21 protein-coding genes are annotated in these 22,443 nt (G+C 47.3%); 13 read left to right on the top strand and 8 right to left on the bottom strand.

Features of this window, described 5'->3' with window-relative positions; all coding sequences use genetic code 11:
* Positions 1-14 precede the first annotated feature (14 nt).
* The 5 genes from EXIG_RS03320 to EXIG_RS03300 all read left to right on the top strand — a co-directional run bounded on the left by EXIG_RS03320 (position 15) and on the right by EXIG_RS03300 (position 5,221).
* The gene (locus EXIG_RS03320; protein ID WP_012369520.1) at positions 15-320 is read left to right on the top strand and encodes a hypothetical protein; all 306 of its coding nucleotides are present in this window, start codon (positions 15-17) and stop codon (positions 318-320) included.
* Positions 321-363: 43 nt separating this feature from the next.
* Positions 364-621 (top strand): hypothetical protein, encoded by a 258-nt coding sequence (locus tag EXIG_RS03315; protein ID WP_012369519.1) that lies wholly within the window; start codon positions 364-366, stop codon positions 619-621.
* Positions 622-699: 78 nt separating this feature from the next.
* Complete coding sequence (locus EXIG_RS03310; RefSeq protein WP_012369518.1) at positions 700-1,398, top strand: lysophospholipid acyltransferase family protein; 699 nt, start codon at positions 700-702, stop codon at positions 1,396-1,398.
* A gap of 1 nt (position 1,399) precedes the next feature.
* Positions 1,400-3,295, top strand: a complete 1,896-nt coding sequence (locus EXIG_RS03305; RefSeq protein WP_012369517.1) for an ABC-F family ATP-binding cassette domain-containing protein — start codon at positions 1,400-1,402, stop codon at positions 3,293-3,295.
* 132 nt (positions 3,296-3,427) lie between these two features.
* Entirely contained in the window at positions 3,428-5,221 is a 1,794-nt protein-coding gene (locus EXIG_RS03300; protein ID WP_012369516.1) for a GGDEF domain-containing protein, read from the top strand.
* Positions 5,222-5,280: 59 nt separating this feature from the next.
* On the opposite strand, the gene EXIG_RS03295 is transcribed toward EXIG_RS03300, so the two are convergent.
* Genes EXIG_RS03295 through EXIG_RS03285 form a run of 3 tightly spaced genes read right to left on the bottom strand, consistent with a single transcriptional unit; the run spans position 5,281 to position 7,554 of the window.
* On the bottom strand, positions 5,281-5,922 hold the full coding sequence (locus tag EXIG_RS03295; RefSeq protein ID WP_012369515.1) for a hypothetical protein: 642 nt from the start codon (positions 5,920-5,922) through the stop codon (positions 5,281-5,283).
* Positions 5,919-7,094 (bottom strand): DEAD/DEAH box helicase, encoded by a 1,176-nt coding sequence (locus tag EXIG_RS03290; protein ID WP_012369514.1) that lies wholly within the window; start codon positions 7,092-7,094, stop codon positions 5,919-5,921. The genes EXIG_RS03295 and EXIG_RS03290 overlap by 4 nt, the downstream gene beginning before the upstream one ends.
* Before the next feature lie 28 nt (positions 7,095-7,122).
* Positions 7,123-7,554: a hypothetical protein gene (locus EXIG_RS03285; RefSeq protein WP_012369513.1), complete on the bottom strand. Its 432-nt coding sequence runs from the start codon at positions 7,552-7,554 to the stop codon at positions 7,123-7,125.
* Positions 7,555-7,901: 347 nt separating this feature from the next.
* Between EXIG_RS03285 and pflB the strand changes: the two genes are divergently transcribed.
* The 3 genes from pflB to abc-f all read left to right on the top strand — a co-directional run bounded on the left by pflB (position 7,902) and on the right by abc-f (position 12,840).
* On the top strand, positions 7,902-10,151 hold the full coding sequence (gene pflB, locus EXIG_RS03280; RefSeq protein ID WP_041261474.1) for a formate C-acetyltransferase: 2,250 nt from the start codon (positions 7,902-7,904) through the stop codon (positions 10,149-10,151).
* A gap of 24 nt (positions 10,152-10,175) precedes the next feature.
* Positions 10,176-10,898 carry a pyruvate formate-lyase-activating protein gene (gene pflA, locus EXIG_RS03275; RefSeq protein ID WP_041261815.1) on the top strand — a complete coding sequence of 241 codons (723 nt, stop codon included), beginning with the start codon at positions 10,176-10,178 and terminating at the stop codon, positions 10,896-10,898.
* Positions 10,899-11,169: 271 nt separating this feature from the next.
* Positions 11,170-12,840, top strand: a complete 1,671-nt coding sequence (gene abc-f, locus EXIG_RS03270; protein ID WP_012369510.1) for a ribosomal protection-like ABC-F family protein — start codon at positions 11,170-11,172, stop codon at positions 12,838-12,840.
* Between the two features lie 75 nt (positions 12,841-12,915).
* On the opposite strand, the gene rsgA is transcribed toward abc-f, so the two are convergent.
* Entirely contained in the window at positions 12,916-13,965 is a 1,050-nt protein-coding gene (rsgA, locus tag EXIG_RS03265) for a ribosome small subunit-dependent GTPase A (protein ID WP_012369509.1), read from the bottom strand.
* A 271-nt stretch (positions 13,966-14,236) separates the two neighbouring features.
* Here rsgA and EXIG_RS03260 point away from each other — a divergent pair, with 271 nt between their 5' ends.
* From EXIG_RS03260 to EXIG_RS03240, 5 genes are read left to right on the top strand one after another with little or no spacing between them, the layout of a single operon-like run.
* On the top strand, positions 14,237-14,617 hold the full coding sequence (locus EXIG_RS03260; protein ID WP_012369508.1) for a lmo0954 family membrane protein: 381 nt from the start codon (positions 14,237-14,239) through the stop codon (positions 14,615-14,617).
* A gap of 58 nt (positions 14,618-14,675) precedes the next feature.
* Positions 14,676-15,299 carry a PspA/IM30 family protein gene (locus tag EXIG_RS03255; protein WP_012369507.1) on the top strand — a complete coding sequence of 208 codons (624 nt, stop codon included), beginning with the start codon at positions 14,676-14,678 and terminating at the stop codon, positions 15,297-15,299.
* Positions 15,300-15,358: 59 nt separating this feature from the next.
* Positions 15,359-16,078, top strand: coding sequence for a cell wall-active antibiotics response protein LiaF (gene liaF / locus EXIG_RS03250; RefSeq protein ID WP_012369506.1), 720 nt, complete (start codon positions 15,359-15,361; stop codon positions 16,076-16,078).
* A complete protein-coding gene (locus EXIG_RS03245; protein ID WP_012369505.1) occupies positions 16,075-17,100 on the top strand; it encodes a sensor histidine kinase in 1,026 nt (341 codons plus the stop codon). Before liaF ends, EXIG_RS03245 begins: the two co-directional genes overlap by 4 nt.
* Positions 17,097-17,726, top strand: coding sequence for a response regulator transcription factor (locus tag EXIG_RS03240; RefSeq protein WP_012369504.1), 630 nt, complete (start codon positions 17,097-17,099; stop codon positions 17,724-17,726). The genes EXIG_RS03245 and EXIG_RS03240 overlap by 4 nt, the downstream gene beginning before the upstream one ends.
* A 105-nt stretch (positions 17,727-17,831) precedes the next feature.
* On the opposite strand, the gene EXIG_RS03235 is transcribed toward EXIG_RS03240, so the two are convergent.
* From EXIG_RS03235 to EXIG_RS03220, 4 genes are all read right to left on the bottom strand, one after another.
* A complete protein-coding gene (locus EXIG_RS03235; protein WP_012369503.1) occupies positions 17,832-19,523 on the bottom strand; it encodes a b(o/a)3-type cytochrome-c oxidase subunit 1 in 1,692 nt (563 codons plus the stop codon).
* Positions 19,524-19,994, bottom strand: a complete 471-nt coding sequence (locus tag EXIG_RS03230; protein ID WP_012369502.1) for a cytochrome c oxidase subunit II — start codon at positions 19,992-19,994, stop codon at positions 19,524-19,526.
* A 443-nt stretch (positions 19,995-20,437) separates the two neighbouring features.
* Positions 20,438-21,145: a Crp/Fnr family transcriptional regulator gene (locus tag EXIG_RS03225; protein WP_012369500.1), complete on the bottom strand. Its 708-nt coding sequence runs from the start codon at positions 21,143-21,145 to the stop codon at positions 20,438-20,440.
* A 162-nt stretch (positions 21,146-21,307) separates the two neighbouring features.
* Positions 21,308-22,435, bottom strand: a complete 1,128-nt coding sequence (locus tag EXIG_RS03220) for a CDP-glycerol glycerophosphotransferase family protein (RefSeq protein ID WP_234944604.1) — start codon at positions 22,433-22,435, stop codon at positions 21,308-21,310.
* Positions 22,436-22,443 lie beyond the last annotated feature (8 nt).

Genomic DNA, 22,443 nt, shown 5'->3' with positions numbered 1-22,443 from the left:
AAGGAGGGCGTGTCATGTGGTTTTATCTTTTCACGACGTTTACAGGTCTCATCAGTACATATTTGAGTTATACGACCGGCTATTATACAGATTCAATCGGTGTATTCGTTTTTACACTCGCCATCTGCTTATCGCTCTCTTCCTTCAGACAGCTCCTTCGGACATCTCACCAGTCCTATCATGAATATGTGCAGCATCGCCGAGTCAAAAAGCAGTATGAACGGATGAAAAAACGGGAACAGTCGTATCAATTGTCTTACGATCAACGTGAATCCATTCCACCACTTGCATTATCGGCGACAGAACAGCATGATAAATAAAGAACCGCTTTAACTTCGTATGATTAGGAGGAACTGAGTCATTATGAATGAAATTCCCTTATCCAACGGTTGGACCCTTCGTTACTCGCCTGTCATCGACCTGTGGTTAAAAGAAGACGGCGTCCTGCTTGTCGATCACGAAGATAAGGTCCGACTGACATTGATCCTTGACGAGGAGTCGATGGAAATCAAACAGATTGATAATACTAACGCTTCTTTCTCGATTGACCCAACGACCCGTCGTTTGACGTTTGAACTTGGAGAAACCGAAGAAGAGTCGGAACCTCGTTATTGGGAATAATGACGAAGACTGGGTGCGATACCCGGTCTTTTTTTGTACAATAATCATTGAAAGCAAAAAAAGGAGTCTGATGCCACTATGTTACGCACAATCATCTGGTTCATTCATTTTGGACTGGTTCTACCCCTTACATTACCGTTTCTTCCAGGGGCAAAACGTCGAACGCACGCTGCACGCTACGCCTATACACAAAAAGTGGCTCATGCCTGGGCAAACTCATTACTCCGGCTTGCCGGAGTCAAGGTCCGGATGACGGGTCAGGAACACATCCCGGCCGATCAACCAGTCGTCTTCATCGCTAATCATCAAGGTAATTTTGATGTTCCGATCCTCCTCGGAAAAATCGACAAACCAAAAGCCTTCATCTCAAAAATTGAAGTGAACAAGATTCCCATTGTGAATGTCTGGATGAATCTGATGGGATGTGTCATGATTGACCGCAAAGATCGCCGACAGTCTCTCAAAGCTATCCGGGCCGGAATCGACACGATTAAAGATGGTCAATCGATGATTATTTTTCCCGAAGGCACACGTTCTAAAGGAGGACCTGTCGCCGAGTTTAAGGCAGGCAGTTTTACACTGGCTACATCGAGCGGAGCATTAGTCGTTCCGATTGCGATTTCAGGAAGCTATCGTGTCATGGAGGAAACCGGACGCATTCGACCGGCGACCGTCGATGTGACGATTTTAAAACCGATCGACCCGACATCCATGTCGCAAAAAGAACTGGTCGTTCTGGTCGAACAACAAATCAAGGAAATTGTAGAAGGAGTCTGACATGTTACTTAAAGTCGATCAACTAAAAAAAGAATTCGCCGATAAAATCGTATTCGAGGATGTCACCTTTTCCGTGAGTCCCGGTGACCGGATCGGAATCATCGGTGTCAACGGTACCGGAAAATCAACGTTGCTTCATATCTTAGCTGGACAAGAAACACCGGACGCCGGTGAGCTTCAACATCCAAATGACTACCGGATCCGCCTGCTTTCGCAGTCAACGGATTATCCGGAAGATCAAACAGTCATGCAGGTTTTGTTATCCGGCAATACCCCCACCATCAATGCGCTTCGTCATTATGAAGTTGCACGGTTGGCTCTTGAGCAAGATCCGGCAAATGAAACGTTACTGACACGGTTCATCAGCGCACAAACAGAAATCGATGCCGCGAACGCCTGGGATACTGAGTCCCGTCTCAAAATGATTTTAAATAAACTCGGCATCACGAATCTTGAAGCTACGATCGGTTCCTTGTCAGGCGGACAACGAAAACGGGTCGGACTGGCTGAAGCGTTGCTCGACGAAGCCGATCTCTTACTCCTCGATGAGCCGACCAACGAACTTGACGCCGAGACGATCACTTGGCTTGAATCGCAAATTAAGGAATATCGCGGGGCGATCTTACTGATCACCCACGATCGTTACTTCTTGAACCGTGTCACGAATCATATGATGGAAATCGCGAATGGAACAGCTTACTTCTATGTTGGCAATTATGAATCATTCCTCGAGAAACGGGCGGAGCGCCGGGAACGGACAGCCTCGATGGAAGAAAAACGACAAAACATCCTTCGGCGGGAACTCGCCTGGCTGCGTCGCGGGGCGAAAGCACGGACGACCAAACAAAAGGCACGTATTCAACGGGTGGATGCTCTGCAAGAACTGTCTTACGAAGAAGACGAAGCAGCGCTCGAAGTTCAGGTCGGCTCCACCCGACTCGGGAAAAAAGTCATCGAAGCGGTGGATGTCAGTCAGCAATTTGGCGACCGGACGTTGTTCAATGATTTCAGCTGGTTATTTGGCCGGAAGGAACGATACGGAATCGTCGGACGAAACGGGAGTGGAAAATCCACTTTGTTATCAATTCTTGCCAAACGCCTGGAACCGACGAGCGGTGAAGTTATTCACGGCGAAACAGTAAAAGTCGGCTTTTACGGTCAATTCGCAGAATTCAGTCACCCTAACCGCCGGGTCATTGAAGAAGTCGAACGGATCGCCCAAGTCATCACGACCCTGGACGGTCAGGAAATCACGGCAAGTCAGATGCTTGAACAATTTTTGTTTAAACCGGAAGCACAATATAAACCAATCGGTAAATTATCCGGTGGTGAAAAACGACGGTTGAAACTGCTCACGATTTTGATGGATGAACCAAACGTTCTTTTCCTTGACGAGCCGACCAACGATTTGGATACGGAAACGTTATCCGTGTTGGAAGATTATTTGGACTCGTTCCCGGGAACCGTCATCACAGTCAGTCACGACCGCTATTTCCTTGACCGTGTCGTCAACCGGTTATTAGCATTTGAAAACGGTGAAATCGTATCGTACTACGGTCAATACACCGATTATTTAGAGCAACGGGAACTCCCTTCCGTCATCGAGGCACCTATCGTAAAAGACGTGCCGACCGTCGAAGCACCGCCTGCCGAGACACCCAAAAAACTAAGTTATCAGGAACAGCTCGACTGGAAGACGATTGAATCTCAAATCGAGGAAGCGGAACTTCAGGCGGAATCTCTTGAGCAACAACTGGCTTCTTCCGGAAGTGATTTAGGTCAGGTCAACGATCTTTATCAGCAAATCGAACAAGCGAAAGCAAAAATCGATCAGTTGATGGAATACTGGACTTATTTATCCGAAAAAGTCGAGGCATACGAAAACTATAAAAACTAATTTTTTTCTTATTGAATCGTATCCATTCGTCAATACGACGGACGGATACGATTTTTTTTGATTCACATGAACCGGACAAAAGCAGTGTATGATAAAAAAAGGACAACACACTTCAAGTGAGGAGGCAGTTTCATGCAACGATCACCCTATTTCATAAAATGGTTTCCACCGTTGCTGATCATTTCTACGCTACTCGTAGTGATTTCCTCTGCAAACGAATCGATTCCCAACCTTGTCGTCGAACAAATTCTGCAGTATCTGTCGATGATCTTGATTACCTTTTTCATTTTGGTCGCCTATAAAAAAGAACAGTTTCTCATCGTTCCCAGACGGAATTTCTGGTTGCTTGCGCTTGGTTCTTTATGTCTATCCGTTATGGGATCCGTCTTAGAAACGATTCATTTGTTCAGTCCGCCCGAAAGTTTTTCCGGACTCTACAGCCTCGCTTTATTTTCCTTGTCTCATTATTTATTTTTGTATGCTATTTTTTACCGGATTGCTTCTAAAAAGAGTTTCGGTCAGCATTTTTTGGCTTTTATGGATGCCATTATTTTAGTCATCTTTCTTGCTTTAGTTGCGTTTCATATTCTGAATGAACTGGTCGATCCCGCTGTCAATCCGTTCCCTTATTCGCTTGTCGTCATCATCAATACATCACTCGGTCTGTTCGTGTTCTTTTACTTTTTCTTTATCCAGGACACCCACTGGGTATCCCGGACGACACTATTTTTACTGTTCTTATCGATTTTCATTCGAGGTCTGTATGAAATATCGTCCGTTTATTTTCCGGCATTTACGATGCAGTATCTGGTTTTCTCGCCCATCCTTATCCGTTTGGCTCAGAGCGCAGCGATCCTTTGGCATATTGACCATATCGCTGAAGGGGTTAATAAGTCGCCGATCGTCCAACGTGCTTGGCTCCCGCTGTTATCTTTACCATTATTCCTTCACTATTTCCTGGATGAGGACGGACAAAAACAGGATGTCTTTATCATCTTATTTTTATTGATTGTTCGCCAGATTCTTATCACGCGCCAACATACATCGATCGTTCGTCAACTCGATACCCGAAATGAACAATTGGCGATACGGGTGGATCGACGAACTGAACAAATCAAAGCCAGTGAACAACAAGTCATTCCGCTGTTCATGGGACATCCTGATCCAATCGTTCGCTTTAATCAGAATCAGGAACCGACTTATGCGAATCAGGCTGCTCAACGGATTTTTGGCCTTTCAGACATGACGATTGATTATGTGACGGACGAACTGCACCATGTTCAAACTGCCTTGAAGATAGGGACGAATCATTATCAAAATGAAGCGAATCAACAATTCGAATTAATTCCGATCCCGATTCAGATTGGCGATACTGCCTTTGGTCATTTCTTGATCCTCCATGACGTAACAGAGCGGATGGCACGTCAACAGCAAATCGAATACCATGCCTATCATGACGGTTTAACCCACATCGGCAATCGCCGATCGTTGGAAAAAACGTTTCATGAAAAAACAGTTACCTTGAATTATCTCGCCCTGATTGATCTAGACGGCTTCAAACAAATTAATGACACGTACGGTCATGAAGCCGGGGACTTTATTCTGATAGAAGTCGCACGACGTCTTGCCGGAGAATTATCCGCTGACGAATCGGTTTACCGGCTCGGTGGAGACGAATTTGCTCTGCTGACCTCGGCGAAAGATGAAGTTTCCTTAAGAAGACGCTGTAAGATTTTCTTGAATCAGTTGTCGAAACCGTACCAGTATCACGGACAACGGTTACGTGTTTCTGCCAGTGTCGGTGTCGCACGCCACGATTTGGAATCCGATTTAGAACAATGGCTCAAACAGGCGGATTTAGCCATGTATCGTGTGAAGCATCAAGACAAAAACGGGATTGGTGTGTATCGTTCCGAAATGGAATAATGATTTCCACTCAAAAAAACCGGCCCTTCCGAATGAGTACGGAAAAGCCGATTTTTTTGTTATTCCGGGCGTGGGGCGATGTTTCCTTCTTCAATATCGAGCAATAAATCAATTAACTCGGCACAGAATTCAGGATATTGGCGTAACAAGGCATCTTCTCCTACCTCATCCACGAAATCTGCCAAAAGAATCCGGACTTCCGGCACTAATGCTTTGGCGACTTTCATGTAAGCAATCGCAAAACGCCATTTCCCCGAGATATAAAGAAGTTTACCGACCAGTAAATCCCCCGGTTCGACTTCAATTTCTCCTAAATCCGTCTGATAGGTCTGCTTTGACATGATGTCGACGACCCGGTCTTCCTCAACAAGAAACAGAGAAGGCACCGGATCCGCCAACCCTCTTAAAGCACGGTATAAACTCGGTGACATGTCTTCCTTGACCTGTTCTAAAAAACGGCCGTGCGGTGTTTTGCCTTGTTCGTCCGTTTCATAGAAAATGGCCCAATCGACGAATAGATCACGGAATAGTTCAGCGTCCTTTAAATACCATCGTCCTTCCGTTGCAATCTCTTCGATGAATGCGACCCAATCCGTACTTCTGGCCGTTGCGGCTTCCTGGTACATCTTTTTTAATGCCGTATTCATCTCCGCTTCCGATACGGTCGTTGGAAAAGGAATGATCTTTCGCTCGCTTTTCATCGTGTCGGTCCTTTCCGGTGTGGGTTCGCCGGGCGTTTAATGGTTTTTGGTTCAGTTTCTTCCCGTTTCGGAATCACTTCCCCACGGTAAATCTCCATTTCTTCTAGTTCCACACCCATTTGTTTAGTCAATGTCTTCAGGTGTTTCAAATCGTGATCCGTCACAAGAGCAAGGACCATACCGGATGCGTTCCCGCGTCCTGTCCGTCCTGAACGGTGAACGAAATCATCGAAGGATTCGGGTAAATCATAATGAACGACATGCGTGACCGCTTCGATGTCGAGTCCACGGGCTGCAAGCCCCGTCGTGACAAGTAACGGGAACTCTCCACGTTTGTACGAACGAAGCGTCTCCATCCGTTCACGTTTTCCTTTTTCGGCGTCAAGAATGCGGTACTTTAAGGAAAATTTACTCAGTTCACCGTTTAACGGTCCGAGGAATGAACGGTTGTTGATGAACGTCAACACTTTCGCTCCCTGCATGTTGGCCAGGCGGCGCAAGTATTCCGGTTTGAGGCGGCGTGACATCTCGATATAACCGAACTTCACTTGCGTACTCATGACACGCTCTACTTTAATCCGTTCCGGCTCGTTCGCAAATAACGTTTTGCCCCATTCAGCTGTTCGTTCCGGCAACGTCGCCGAGATGAACGCCAGCTGACGATCACGTAATGCACTATTGGCAATCCGTGTTGCCGAAGCGCTCATTCCGCTCTCATAGATTTGATCGGCTTCATCCAAAACAATCAGTTTCACTTTATGCATCTTCATTTTTTTAGAATCAATCAGTTCAACGAGGCGGCCCGGTGTTCCGACGATGATTTGCGGTTTTTTCTTCAATCGTTCGTGCTGGCGTTTGAGTTCGACACCACCGATGAAGGCTCCGGATTTAATACCGCTTCCTTGTGAAAACAGTTGAATGACTTGATGAATCTGCATGACCAGTTCACGTGTCGGTGCGGTAATCACGACTTGGATGTGCGGCTCATTTTCATCAATCAATTCCAGCGCCGGGATGACATAAGCCAATGTTTTCCCGGTTCCGGTCGGTGCTTCGACCAACACATCTTTTCGTTCGCGTAATAATGGAATGGCCTGTTCTTGAACCGGCATCATTTTTTCGAAGCGGGCGCGTTCCCATGCTTCTGTAATAAAAGGTTTCATAAAGTCCATAACGTGTATTCTCCTACTCTCTTCTGCATCAGTCTGTGACATATTCAAATTGATCGTTCGTTTCGTCACGCGTCCCGCGCAACGTTTGCGTATATTCGTTTCCGGCGTCGATCAGCCGGATGTGATAGACCACTTCCTGGTCACTCTTTATTTCTTCCGTCAAAATATCGAACCCTTGAATGACCCGGTCTTGAAGTTCATCCGCCAGTTTCGGAAACTGACTGAGTACCGGGTAATCGGACCGGACATCACTCGGACGACGGATCAGCTTCGCCAAGTATTTTTCGTTGTATCCGATGAAGTCTTCAAAATCAAAGTCATCTTCAAAACGAATCCAAAAGCCGTCTTCCTCAAACTCCGTAATCATACCCGTTCGCGGCGTTCCCTCAGTTGATACCTTTAACGTCACCCAATCACCTGCTCTATAATCGGCACGGTCTTCCAACATTGAAAAATCCATTTTATGCACCTCCACGGTCTATATTCCCTTTTTCATTGTCAACGATACGTCATAAAAATACAAGATAACCCGGTGTGACTTTTATCACGATTCAAACTGTCTTGTTCAGAACAGGATGAAAATAGTGATACAGATTTGAAAAAACGGCTGAATTTCGACGTTTTCCTGTTTTTCGACCCTCTTCCGACTACTGGTACACATTTGAATAATTCCTTCTATACCAACGTTTTTGAAGTCTCTTACGCTTTCACCGGGATGTAAAACTCTTCCCGCTTTATGTTTGTTACACTATTCACATAAGGGATGTATCTTGCACTGTTCACCTTACAACCAAAGGAGTGTTCATGATGTTACTTGAAAAAACGCCAGCATGGCAACAATTCGAAACAGGCGCGTGGAACAATCAGATTGACGTGGCTGATTTCATTCGCCGCAACCGGACAGAGTACCGGGGAGACGATCAGTTTCTCGCCGGTCCTACCGTTGCTACGGAAACACTGTGGCAACAAATCATGAATTTAACAAGTGAAGAACGTTTACGCGGCGGGGTCTATGCCGTCGATGCCTCGACACCTTCAACGATTCTGTCACACGGTCCGGGGTATCTCAACCGCGAGCTCGAACAAATCGTCGGTCTGCAAACCGACGAACCGTTCAAACGGTCGATTCACCCGAACGGCGGCATCCGGATGGTCAATGATGCCTTAGAAGCTTATGGTTTTCAAGCGGACCCGCTCGTCACCAAAACGTTCAGTGAATACCGGAAAACACATAATCAAGGTGTATTTGATGCCTATACTCCTGAAATGCGTGCCGCCCGTAAAGCCGGGATCATCACCGGTCTTCCGGATGCATATGGACGCGGGCGGATCATCGGTGACTACCGACGGGTTGCCCTGTACGGTACCTCCTTCCTGATTGCACAGCGAAAACAGGATTTACAGGACCGTGGCGGCTTCTTATCGGAATCGATGATTCGCGACCGCGAAGAGATGAACGAACAAATCCGGGCGCTGCAGGAACTGACCGAACTCGGACAACGGTATGACTGTGATTTATCCCGTCCGGCCGAAACCGCACAGGAAGCGTTCCAGTGGGTGTATCTGGCTTATCTCGCTGCCATTAAAGAGCAAAACGGCGCCGCAATGTCACTCGGTCGCGTCTCGACATTCCTTGACATCTACATTGAACGGGATTTACAGACCGGTCGTTTGACGGAACAAACGGCACAGGAACTCGTCGATCATTTTGTCATGAAACTGCGCATCGTCAAATTCCTCCGGACCCCGGATTATAATGATCTATTCTCCGGCGATCCGACCTGGGTCACGGAATCGATCGGCGGAATGAGTGAAGACGGCCGCTCCAACGTCACCAAAAGTTCGTTCCGCTTCCTGCAGACACTCGTCAATCTCGGTCCGGCTCCCGAACCGAATCTGACGGTGCTTTGGTCGACAAAACTGCCGCGCGGATTTAAAGAATTCTGTGCCAAGATGTCGATTCTCTCCAGTTCGATTCAGTACGAGAACGATGATTTGATGCTGCCGGTTTATGGCGATGATTACGGCATCGCGTGTTGTGTTTCCGCCATGAAAATCGGGAAACAGATGCAATTTTTCGGCGCACGGGCGAACCTCGCAAAAGCATTACTCTACACGTTAAACGGCGGTATGGATGAAAAACTCAAAATACAGGTCGCTCCAAAGACCGACTTGATTCTCGATGACGTCCTGGATTATGAGACGGTCATGGCTGCTTACGACCGCCAGCTCGACTGGTTGGCGGAACTTTATGTCAATACACTGAATGTTATTCACTTCATGCATGATAAATACAGTTACGAACGTCTCGAAATGGCATTACACGATCCGGAAATCTTACGGACGATGGCTTGCGGTATTGCCGGTCTGTCTGTCGTCGCTGACAGCCTGTCCGCGATCCGTTACGCTACCGTCTCCCCGATCCGCGATGCGGACGGAATTGCGGTTGATTTTAAAATCGAGGGCGACTTCCCGAAATTCGGCAATAACGATGAACGAGTCGATCAGATGGCCGTTGATCTCGTCAAACTGTTCATGGAAAAAATCCGGAAACATCCGACGTATCGTGATGCTTTACCGACTCAATCTGTCCTGACGATTACTTCGAACGTCGTCTACGGCAAAAAAACCGGTAACACACCGGACGGACGACGGGCCGGTGAACCGTTCGCACCAGGCGCTAATCCGATGCACGGGCGCGATACGAAAGGGGCTGTCGCCGCGTTGACATCCGTCGGCAAATTACCATATGAACATGCACTCGACGGCATCTCTTATACGTTCTCGATTGTCCCGAAAGCCCTCGGGAAAGACGAACCGACACGAATCCGCAACACTGTCGGACTGCTCGACGGCTATATGGGCGGAACTACTTCAAAAGGACATCACTTAAACGTCAACGTCTTTGACCGGGAAACGTTGCTTGACGCGATGGAACATCCGGAACTTTATCCCCAGTTGACCATCCGGGTTTCCGGTTACGCCGTCAACTTCATCAAATTGACCCGCGAACAACAAATCGACGTCATCAACCGGACATTCCACGGTGCACTTTAACTGAAAGAAAGGACTGAAATGGCTATGACACACGGAACGATTCATTCTGTTGAATCCTGCGGCACGGTCGACGGACCGGGTATTCGCTTCATCGTCTTCACACAAGGCTGTCCTTTACGTTGCCAATACTGCCACAATGCGGATACGTGGGAATTCGGGTGTGGTCGTTCCGTCTCGGCAACGGAAATCATTGAAGAAGCGGAAAGTTACCGATCATTTTTCGAAGCAACAGGCGGTGGTATCACATTTTCCGGTGGAGAACCCCTTGCCCAACCGGAATTTTTGGAAGCGGCACTTCGGGAAGCAAAACAAAAAGGCATGCATACCGTCATCGATACAGCCGGTTCGGTCGTTCCTAAAAATATCGACCGGATTCTTGATTACACGGATCTCGTGTTACTCGACATTAAGCATATCGATGATGCGACCTGCCGGATTCTGACGGGGCGCAGTAATGCCAATACACTTGCCTTTGCCAAACGCTTGGCAGAACGGAACATTCCCGTCTGGATCCGTCACGTTCTCGTGCCCGGTTTGACGATGACGGAGACGTTCCTGCGCCAGACCGGCGAATTCATCCGGACACTCGGTAATGTCGAACGGATCGAAGTACTCCCTTATCACCAGCTTGGCGTTTACAAATGGGAAGCACTCGGTCTCGACTATCCATTGGCGGATGTTCTGCCACCGAATCCGGAAGAAGCCGCTGCGGCTCAAGAATTGCTCGATTCTTACTTGTCTTGCTGACGACAAGTTGCTACATTGAACACATAGTCTATGAACAGGAGGTACAATACCGAAATGAAGCATTTACTCGCTACTGTCTAATGATGAAAGAATTCATCACTTTCGCAATGAGTTGCGGATGACTGACGCTACGAGTCTGCTCATTTTCGGTATTTCCGTCATGCGGGATATACCTTCTTTGATTTGCACTCCTGCACACCATCCGCTCGCTTTCGGATGGTGTGTTTTCATTTCATCACAATTTGAAATGAACCCCAAAGGAGCTGAACCTATGCCTGCTGAAATCTTATCCATTCATGATGTCCGCTTTGATCTTCCAGAGCAGACGCTGTTTCAACACATTTCATTTTCGATCCGTCCCGGTGAACATGTTGCTTTAGTCGGTGCCAATGGTGTCGGTAAAACGACACTCTTCCAGCTGATTTTAAAACAGCTTCAACCGACGGAGGGAAACATCTTCCGCGGCTACACGACGATCGGTCACGTCGCCCAGCATCTCACCTCAAGTGCACCTGCCATCCGGCTCGTCGAACAAGCCGACCGACTCCGGTATCAGGCGCGGGAAGCGGCGCTGCATGCCTCTTCACTTGAAATCTACCAAACGGCACTCGATCTCGATGCGTTTTCTCTTGAGGCGGATGCGGCACGGGCTTTAAAAGAAGTCCAGTTACCTGAACATGTCTGGCTTCATTCGTTTGACACACTCAGCGGCGGTGAACAGACCCGGATTCAGCTGGCCTGTCTGTTGGTCAAGCAACCCGATTTCATTCTGCTCGATGAACCGACCAATCATTTGGATTCGGAGACGCTTGATTGGTTGATCAACTGGATCAATCAGACAGCGATCACTATTTTGTATGTCTCGCATGAGCGGGCTTTCATCGATGCAACAGCCGATGCTGTCATCGAACTGACACCGCATCAAGCGACACGCTACAAAGGTAATTATCAAGCATATCGTCAGCAAAAAGAACAGGAACGCCTGACCCAGGAACGCGAGTATGAAAAGCAGGAAAAAACACGGAAGGAACTCAAACGGATGATCACCCAGTATCAAAACTGGCATCAACAGGCTGTTGCTCACGCCAGCGAACGGGATCCTTACGCCAAGAAAAAAGCAGCGAAACAAGCCAAGAAATTTAAGGCAAAAGAAAAACAACTCGAACAGACAATCGATCACCGGGTCGCCAAACCGGAACATCCAGCCTCCGTTCATGTGGCATTCGAAGCAGCATCCTTTGCCGCCAAACAACTGTTTACATTAGACAAAGTCGCTTTTTCGTATGACGGTCGGACGCTATTTAAAAAACTGACCTTTTCCATGCAACAAGGCGACCGGATTGCTGTCATCGGCCGGAACGGATCCGGCAAGACGACCCTGCTCCGGCTGATTCAAGGGGAGCTCGATCCGATGGAAGGAACAATCACGCGCCATCCCGCGCTGACAGTCGGCTACTTTTCACAGGCTCTTTCCAATTTACCGGTTTCCGGTTCCCTGCTCGATGCGTTACTACAGGAGACGACGATTTCCGAAACCGATGCCCGGACGCTGCTTGCGTGTTTTCTGTTTCGCCGGGATCAGGTGTATAAACCGATTGCTGAAGCCAGCATGGGAGAGCGATGCCGGATTGCTTTCTTACGACTTTACTTTTCCGGTGCCCGTTTGTTGATTTTGGATGAACCGACCAACTATCTTGATTTGACGACCCGTGAACAAATTGAAGCCGCCCTTGACGTCTTTCCGGGTGAACTGTTATTTGTTTCGCATGATCGTTATTTTAATAATCGTCTTTCGAACCGGACTATTACTTTAGATGGGGATGCGAGCGTTCATCCGATCGGTACGAAACCATTGCGGGAACAGCAGCCCAGTGACATTCAAGCCATTCAACACGATTTAAAGCGTCTTGATGATTTGACGGGAACAATTTATTTTGATTAACAGCTGATTCAATGAAACGAACGACGCCTCTCTGATTTATCAGAAAGGCGTCGTTCGTTTCATTACTACATTCCATCATCGCTTTTGATATTTTAATTTCGTCCGTGCCTGTGCCTGTTTGTGAATCTTCTTCCACTTTTCTTTTTCCTCCGCCTGAAGAACTGCGTTTTGCTTTCGTTCTGCATAGGCAACTTCGTGCTTCAGTTTCAGGAAGCTGCCCCACCGTTCATGTGACAGCGTGCCTTCTGTCAGCGCCGCTTGGACGGCACAGCCCGGTTCTTCGCCATGCTGACAATCCCGGAAACGGCAGGATTCCGCCAGCTCCTCGATATCCGAGAAGGTGGACGTCAATCCGTCCGTTCCGTCCCATAGTCCAAGTTCCCGCATCCCCGGTGTATCAACGAGTAACAATCCGCTCGACAACCGTTTCAGCTCCCGGTGTGTCGTCGTATGCCGGCCCCGTTCATCATCTTCGCGGACACCGCCCGTTTCCATCAACTGTTCTTCCGCCAACGCATTGACGAGCGTTGACTTCCCGACACCGGATGATCCGACGAGAACAATCGTCTCGTTTGGTCGCAATGCTTCACGTAAATCATCTAATCCTTCTCCGGTCAGCGAGTCGACAGCAAAATACGGTGTCCCAAAGGCAACTGCCTCCACCTCGGACAGGAATTCGTCAGCGGACGCTGTCAGACTCTTTTTCGTTAAGACGATCACGGGTGTGGCGCCTGCTTCCCATGCGACCGTCAAATAGCGTTCCAGGCGACGAACGTTAAAATCGTGCCCGAATGCCATGACGAGTAATGCAATATCGACATTCGCGCAAATCACCTGTTCCTCGGTTTCCGTTCCGGCTGCTTTTCTGGAAAATTGCGTACTCCGCGGCAAAACACGTTCGATTCGTCCCTTACCGGCTTCTCGTCCGCTCTGAATCACCCAGTCCCCGACGGCCGGCAGTTCAGCTTTCGTTAACGCTTCAAACCGCAGCTTTCCGGATAATTCACTTAGCGTTTCCCCGTCAGTCGTCATCACACGGTACTGTTTTTGAAAGACTGCCGTTACACGGCCTAACTGTTCATTTGTTCCGGTCTCATACGCCGGTACTTTACCCCATTCGTTCAAATGGTTTCCTCCTCTGATTTAAGGGAGGGAAACCCCTCCCTGTGTTCCGATATGGTTTTCTTTCATGTGGCTGATTGCATACATAAAAACACCACTCCTCTCGTTTCTTATCGCCGTATTTTACCATATCTCATTTTACCGACCTAGCAGAATCGTTAAGGTCAGACTTCCCTACTCCGCCTCAAGTCGGAGACGATTCCGGTCCGAAGGGCGTCGTGCCTCTTCTCTTCTTCCCTTAAGATAAGAATATCAAGAAAAAGGAGGCTTCATCATGAAGCAATCAAAAGGGAAACAGGTCTTGATGGCACTTGCCGGTCTCGCCCTTCTCGCTGTCGTCATCGGTACATTACCGCATATGATCGGACTCGGGCTCGGTGCACTGCTCGCTTTTTATGCCATCAGTAAGTTTATCCAAACCTCAAATGTTTTTGCGAAAATCGGATTTGGACTGCTCGCAGCAATCGGCATCGGTTTTGCCTTATCGAACATTTGGGCCGTTTTAGGAATCGCCGCCGCACTGGCACTTTACATCGGATACATGCGTATGAAAATGCAACGGGTCGATTTAAACCAACTGTTCGCCCGTCGTCGCAAGACCTCATCGGCACACTTTGAAGCTGACTGGAAAGATCTCGATAAAAACCGTTACTGAGTCATTCCGTGTTATTTAAACATATTACGTAGATTCAACATCCAAGGAGGAATTTTTGATGAAAAATGTATTTGATCAATTAAACGAATTTGCGAATCAGATGATGACAGAAGTCAAGAAAGCAGCGGATCAAGGGGAAGCACCCGCTAAAAAGCTCGTCCGTCACATCCGGACAACCGAATCAGATTTAAAAGAAATCGACCGTTTACTCGAACGTCAACGGACATTACTCGCCGAATTAACACAAAAGCAGGATGAAGCGAAGGAACTTGCGGACAAACGTTTTGCACAGGTCGAAATCGCCAAAGAAGCAGGCGAACAGGAACTGGCAGAACGGGCTGCCATCGAGTCGAAACATTACGGGGAACAATTCCGTTTCTTTGAAGAACTGATCGTTGAAACGAAACGTGAATTGAATCAGCTCGAACGGGAAGCACTGGAATTGAAACTGAAGCTTGAAGACTTGCAAAACAAACGGTATGAATGGATGATGCGGGAAAACGTATCAAATTTAAAATCAAAGATGAACCAGGTGCTAGAACGCGAACCAAATGCTACTATTAAACAAGAACAACATCCATTCACAACAGAAGAACCTGAATCGAATGAAGAGGAAGCTCCGATCGCAGAAGATGATATCGATGCGCGGATCGCCGATCTCGAACGTCGATTCCAAAAATAAGTATTTGGACGAAGGAGGCATTCTTGCCTCCCTTTGTCATGTCAGGAAGGAGATTGCCCGTGCGACGATTAAGTACAAAACAACTAGTCGGCTACGTGTCGATCCTGTTTGCTCTCGGACTATTCTATGATTTGATGACAGGCGCGGGGAATGTATTATTCGGGGTTCTCTTCCCCTTCCTCCTGTACTATGTCGGTATTCATTTCCGAAAAAGAAATCATGAAAAACTGGCCATCCTGTTTTATATCGTCGGTACAATCATCTTAGCCGGTGTCGTTCTTAGTTCAGCAGCAATCGGCTTCGTCATCGCCGGCATCCTGCTGTATCTCGGAATCATTCTCGTGACACGCCATTCTGTCCGGGAATTCTTTTTCTCAAAAATTTCCCCGAGTCTTTATGAAGAGGAAGGGATCAAGATCCAGCCGGCCTATTCGTTTGCGACCCAACAAGAACTTCCGTATGTCTTAAAGGATTTAAGCGAACAGTTCATCGTCCGTGATCTTGAAATCGACTTGACGCATGCGTATGTTCCGGAAGGTGAGACGCTGATCGTCGTCAGCGGTGTCGTCGGCGATGTCCGGATTTTATTGCCTTCCGGTTATGACTACACGCTCGACACATCGATCGGTTTCGGGAGTGTCAAAACCGATGTCCGTCGTATTCCTACTTTCTTCAACCGCCGGATCCAATACCGGGCCCCCGAATATGACGAGGCTGTCCGGAAAGTCCGGATTCATGTCATGCTCGGCATCGGGAATGTGGAGGTGACCTCGATATGAAACGCGATCAATTTCCGCTTGGTGTCATCGCACTTCAGGTGATGACCGGTTTTTTGACGGCCGTGATGACGACGTTATTATTTTTAAGTACACGCCAAGTCAATTGGCATGTACTTTTCGTCCGTCAACAAGACTTTCCTGTTTTCCTGCTGGTCATCGGCTTATCGCTTCTGCTGCCCCTGGCAGTTGGCAGTATCCATTATTTCTTTTTACGGCGTGATTTCAAGAGAGTCACTACGGCCATTATTGAACTGGAGCAGGGAAAAGAAGTGACGATTGTCAACGGTCCCTATTTCCATACGCTGACACGTCTGTCACGCATCGGGAAACGAATTGATGAACAGGTTGAAACCGTTCAAAAAATCAGTACCCGTCCGCAACATATCGAACAAGTCCGTGTTCAGGCCATTACAGAAGAACGCAAGCGCCTTGCCCGTGATTTACACGATTCCGTCTCCCAGCAACTGTATGCCATCTCGATGATGACGACTGCAGCCAAACAGACGATTCTGACGCAACCGGAAACAGCAGCCAAACAAATCGATTTGGTCGAAACGATGGCCCAGACGGCACAGTCAGAAATGCGTTCTTTATTGTTGCAGCTGCGCCCGGTAGAACTGGAAGGGATGACCCTTCAGCAAGGTCTGACTCAATTGCTGGAAGAATTATCGAGAAAGCAGTCAACCGAACTCAGCTGGAAGCTTGAAGTCATTGAACTGCCCCGCCCGATTGAAAACGAATTGTTCCGGATTGTTCAAGAAGGTTTGACCAACGCGTTGCGCCATGCAAAAGCGTCACATATGGACATCGAGTTGCGTCAATTTAATGATACGGTCATCTTAAGCATGAATGATGACGGTGTCGGCTTCGTCGTCGACGAGAAAAAACTGGCTTCTTACGGCATCAACTCAATGCGGGAACGAACGGCTGAGATGGGCGGAACAATCCGCCTTGTCAGTGTTCCGGGACAAGGAACACAAATTGAAGTAAAATTAAGAAAAGATCGGATGGTGCAAGTATGATACGAGTGTTATTAGTCGATGATCACGAAATGGTCCGTGCGGGTGTTTCTGCCTTTTTGTCCACTCAACCGGATATCGAGGTCGTCGCAGAAGCATCGGATGGACAAGCAGGTGCCGAGCTTGCGCTGAAACATCGTCCGGATGTCGTTTTAATGGATTTAGTTATGGAACCGGTGGACGGGGTCGAAGGAACACGGTTGATTCGAAAAGAATGGCCGGAAGCCAAGATCTTAGTCGTCACAAGCTTCTTGGATGATGAAAAAGTCTATCCGGTCATCGAAGCCGGTGCCATGAGTTACGTCTTAAAAACAGCAAGTGCCTTTGAAATTGCGGAAGCGATCCGTAAAACAGCAGACGGTCAATCCGTCATGGCGGCTCAGGTCACCGGCAAGATGATGGAACGATTACGGAAACCGACCAGTCATCTGCATGATGATTTGACGGAACGCGAACAGGAAGTCTTGCAACTGATGGCACGCGGCATGGCGAACCAGGAAATTGCCGATGAGCTGTTCATCTCTTTGAAGACCGTCAAAACCCACGTGTCGAACATCCTGTCGAAGCTCGACGTCGTCGACCGGACGCAAGCTGTCGTTTATGCCTTTAAACACAATATCGTCAAGTGATCTTTAATATTTTTTATACTTAACAGTGCTCTTATACTCGATAAAAATGACCGGGTTCCTCCTGTATCACAAGAGGAACCCGGTCATTTGTTGTTTTTAGTTGGGTCACCAGAGTTTCCAGCCCGGCGCACCCGGCGGCGCATTTTCAATCATATGCCAAATCGGAACCGTATAGGCAAACGCAATTAACGCAAACGTCACGAAAATCCAAAGTTTCCAATTCTCGAAGAACAGCGGCGTCTGCATTGCCGCTTCTTCTGTTTCAGCGACAGGAAACTCTTCTGTCCCTTTCGGTGCCCGGAAAGCGAGCTGGAACATCGCAAATAAGAACAGCAGAATCGACAGGAATAAAATCGTTCCGCCGATCGCCATCGCCACATGATAAGGAATCCAGTCGGCGACAAGAGAATCCTTAAAGTAAGCCGCAGGACCGGTCCGTCTCGGGTTACCGAGTAGTCCTGAGATGTGCATCGCTGTCGACATAAACAGCATACCAATCGTCCATAACATCGTTTGAACCAGTCCGATCCGATTGATTTGTTTCGTCAACGTCCGTCCTCTGAGCAACGGCACCAGCCAGTAGGCCGTTCCAAAAAACGTCAGTGCAACGGCCGCTCCGACTGTGATATGAAAATGTCCTGTCACCCACAGTGTGTTATGGACGACGATGTTTAATTGATGGGACGCATTGATGACCCCGCCGGCTCCGGCCGGAATGAAAAATAACATCCCGATGAACGGCGCTAAAAAGCGAACGTCCCGATACGGCATTTTCTTGATCCACCCGAATAATCCGCTTGCACCCTGTCGGCGCCCCGCCAGTTCAAACGTCGCAAACATCGAGAATGCTGTCATGAGTGACGGAATGATGACCAAAAATGTGAGAACAACCTGAATGTATTTCCAAAAGGCCGAGATACCCGGCTCCAGCAATTGATGATGAAATCCTACCGGGAAAGAAAACAATAAGAATAGTAAAAAGGACATCCGGGCCAAGGCATCAGAAAAAACCTTTCCGCCGACGATTTTCGGAATGACGGTATACCAGACGATATACGCTGGCAGCAGCCAAAAATACACTAGCGGATGCCCGAAGTACCAAAAGAGTGTCCGGGACAACTCAATTCCGACTTTGTCTGTCCAACCGAGTGACAACGGTAACAGCTGAAATAGAATCGTTGCAGCGACACCGAGTGTCGCAACCACCCACAATAACACTGTCATGATACTCATGTAGGCCTGCAGCGGCGGATGGACACCTTTATGCTCCCGTTTATAATCCGCGTACATCCGGAACATCGCACCTGAAGAGATCCACGTCCCGACAACGAAGATGACGAGTCCGATATAGAACACCGGGTGTGCTTTTAACGGTGCATAAAAGGTATATAAAACCGAAGCTTCTCCTGCAAGGACCATCCATGTGACAAGGACAACACCCAGCATCATGAACCAAAAGCCGACCCAACCGAGACGTCTTGGGAATTCCTCAAAACGACCAAACGATTGTCCTAAAAAGGAAAATAATAATCCGAAAATAAATAAGGTCGTAAACACAATCGCCAGCATTAATCCGTGAGCAGTCAACAATTCGTAATAACCGATGCCTGCAATTTCCGGGATGACACCTGTCCGGACGAGGGTTTGCAACAACCCGCACAATCCACCGATCAGCAACGCCACCAGCGAAAAGCTGACATGGGCAAAGGCCAGTTTAGCTTCCTTCAATCCAATGGCTGTAGCGGGAAGACCACGCTCCATCTCAAACTCCTTTAACTTCTTGGAAATGGCATTCATTTACTCCACCACCTTAATTTTTGTTGACATCATATGATGACCGCTTCCGCAATATTCATTACAGACAATCAAATAGTCTCCGGCTTTTTTAAAGGTGTATTCAATCGAATTGATATGACCGGGTACGACCATCATATTGACGTTCGTCTTGACGATTTCAAAGCCGTGAACGACATCTTTTGATGTCACGAGAAAATCCACTGTCGCTCCTTTTTTGATGACCATGTCCTGCGGAGTAAACTGAAATGCTTGTGATACCATGACCGCTTCATAGCGGTTGTCGTCAATTTTTTTTAAGCCCGGTTTATCAAATGGTTTGGTCTGATCCACTTGAGTCGGATCAATCAACGTAGCATCGGACGGTGGTTGATTGCCGGAGGCGAAAGCAGAAATACCGATGATGACTAAAAAAACGGCTAACATCACACAGCCAAACACCAACCAAATTTTCTCCAAACGATGAATGTGCATTGTCTTTCCTCCTTATCTCGAACTAAATAATAGAAAAATCGATCCCCACATCCCGATGATGACTGAAGCAACAATAAAGACGGCGACGATCGTTCCTGATAAATTCGGCTCTGGTTTACTGCTCATAATGTCCGGCTCCCTTCTCATTTCAACTTGATGTCTTGTCTTTATTCTAGAAAAGACAGATCCATCTAGAACGTGATAAATGTCACACCATTTGTGACGATTTCGCGCTTTCTCTTCTAAAAACACACATAAAGTTCACATATTAGTGCAGAAACGAAAAAGGAATCGACTCAAACAGGAATCACCCGTTCTTTTCCGCTCTATCCTGTAAGAGTCGCGTCAAAAGAGTGATTCCTGTGTAAACGAAAAAAGGCGGCAGAATTGTCATCTGCCACCCTTTTTGTCGGAGAGACTGACTCAGTCCCTCTGTTCATTTATTAAATCCGACACACCCCTACCGGGCATCCTTCACAATGACACAAATCTCTTAAATAGTTCGCATCATGGACGATGATTTTGGTTGTCGTCGATGAAATGACCTTGTCTTTTTTCCACTGGGAAAACATACGATTGACCGTTTCACGTGGTGCCCCGATCAACTGACCGAGTTCGCTGTCGGACGGTCGTTTGGATATGACGTAATCTTCCCCGACTTGTTTCCCATGCATGGCAATCAAACGAAGTAAGGTCGAAGCCAGTGCCCCTTGTTTCCCAAACAATAACAAGTCACGCAATTTCGTTTCGGACTGCTTCCGCATCAAGGCTTGCCAGCGCATGATTTCCAAGGCAAACACACCATCCTGCTTCATCAATTCCTCAAGCTTACTTTTCGAAATGACACCCAGTATACTGTCTTCCATCGTTTCAATGCTATAAGAACTGGGAAATGCTTCACCGACATCAAACTCACCGAACAAATCTCCTTTAAAGTATAAAAACATCATTAAAGGACTGCCTTTTTTCGTCAGTTTCGATAGTTTGACACCACCCTGCTTCACGTAAAACAACTTATCGTTTAACTCACCTTCCCAACAAACGATGGAATCCTTTTTAAACGTCACCTCTGTCATGAAGTCTTCCAGTATCATTCGTGTTTCTGCCGATAAGACAAACGTATTGGCTTCAGTCGTTCCGCAAGCAAGCATTTCGCATTCTCCTTTCCTGATTCCTTCTGTCCTTAGTATAAAACATCACAGTTCAAAAAAACGTTTTTTCAAAAGATTGTCAAACATTGTTCACTTTTTCACAAAAAAAGATAGATAAAAAAATGACCTCTGTTTGTTTAAAAACGGAGGTCATTTTTAGCTTCAGCGTACTTTTCGATAATAATGATCGACAATCCGGCGCGTTGCTTGACCAGGTTGTTCCGTATACCAGATCGTTTTGAATTGTTCCATCGCCATTCGACTTTCCTGCAATGATACATCCGAATTAATCCAGTTCAACATGATCTCAAACTGATCGGTGCAAGTGACCGGTAACGGATCCGGATAGGAATCGATGATACCGGGAATTTGCCGATACGTGTCGATGTCCGGTGTATACAGAACGGTCGGAACACCGAGCAGACAACTTTCAAAAGGAATCGAGGAATAATCGGTTACCAATACGTCGGTAATTAGTAAGTAATCATTGATTGAATATTCATCTGTCACGAAATGGACATGCGCTTTTTGATGCGTGAACATGGAACGGACCGTCGGATGTAATTTGACGAGAATCGTCCATCCTTGATCAGTCAATTGTTCGAGTTGACGAACCGTCTGTCCTTCCATCCCATTATATTCCCGGTAAGTCGGTGCATATAATAGAATACGCCGCTTCGGTTTGACATAGATGTCGGAAAGTTGTTTTTTTACGGTCTGATGTTGCTCGTTAAACCAATAATCCGTCCGGGGAACACCCAATGTTTTAAAAACTGTCCGGTGAAGATCGTGCGGTGCCATGAATTGTTTCGCACATGCTTCTCCAGGTACGATGAAATCCCCATAACGTTGATACACCCGTTTGAAACGTCGCAGGACATGTTTCGGCACCATCAAACTCCTCGATGACGTCAGTCCGAATTTTTTTAGCGTTCCTGCAGCATGCCATAACTGAATCCGTTTTGTCCCCTGACGGATCGGAGCGACACTGTATTCACCGATATAGTTATCGATGAATAGGTGTTTCGATGTCGCGAGAAGATAAGCCAGTCGAATAAAACGCAGTCTGCGGTAAGGCAAAGCATATTCTGCCGACCAGGCTTCCGGATTTTTCACAAATTTTTTATCATACACCAGATACCTTTTCTCTTTCGGGAATTCCGTGAGGAGCGCATCATTAATCGGTTTCACGTTATCACCGTAAGTGACCCAAAAGAGCGTTACCGGTCTCAGAGGTAACAAGCAGAAGATTCGATAGAAAATCCGAAAAAGCAGCAAATAGATTTGCACGATACTCT

This window comes from Exiguobacterium artemiae 255-15 (assembly GCF_000019905.1).
In the GTDB taxonomy this organism is placed as follows: Bacteria; Bacillota; Bacilli; order Exiguobacteriales; family Exiguobacteriaceae; genus Exiguobacterium_A; species Exiguobacterium_A artemiae.
This window is presented reverse-complemented; position numbering and strand designations above follow the sequence as displayed.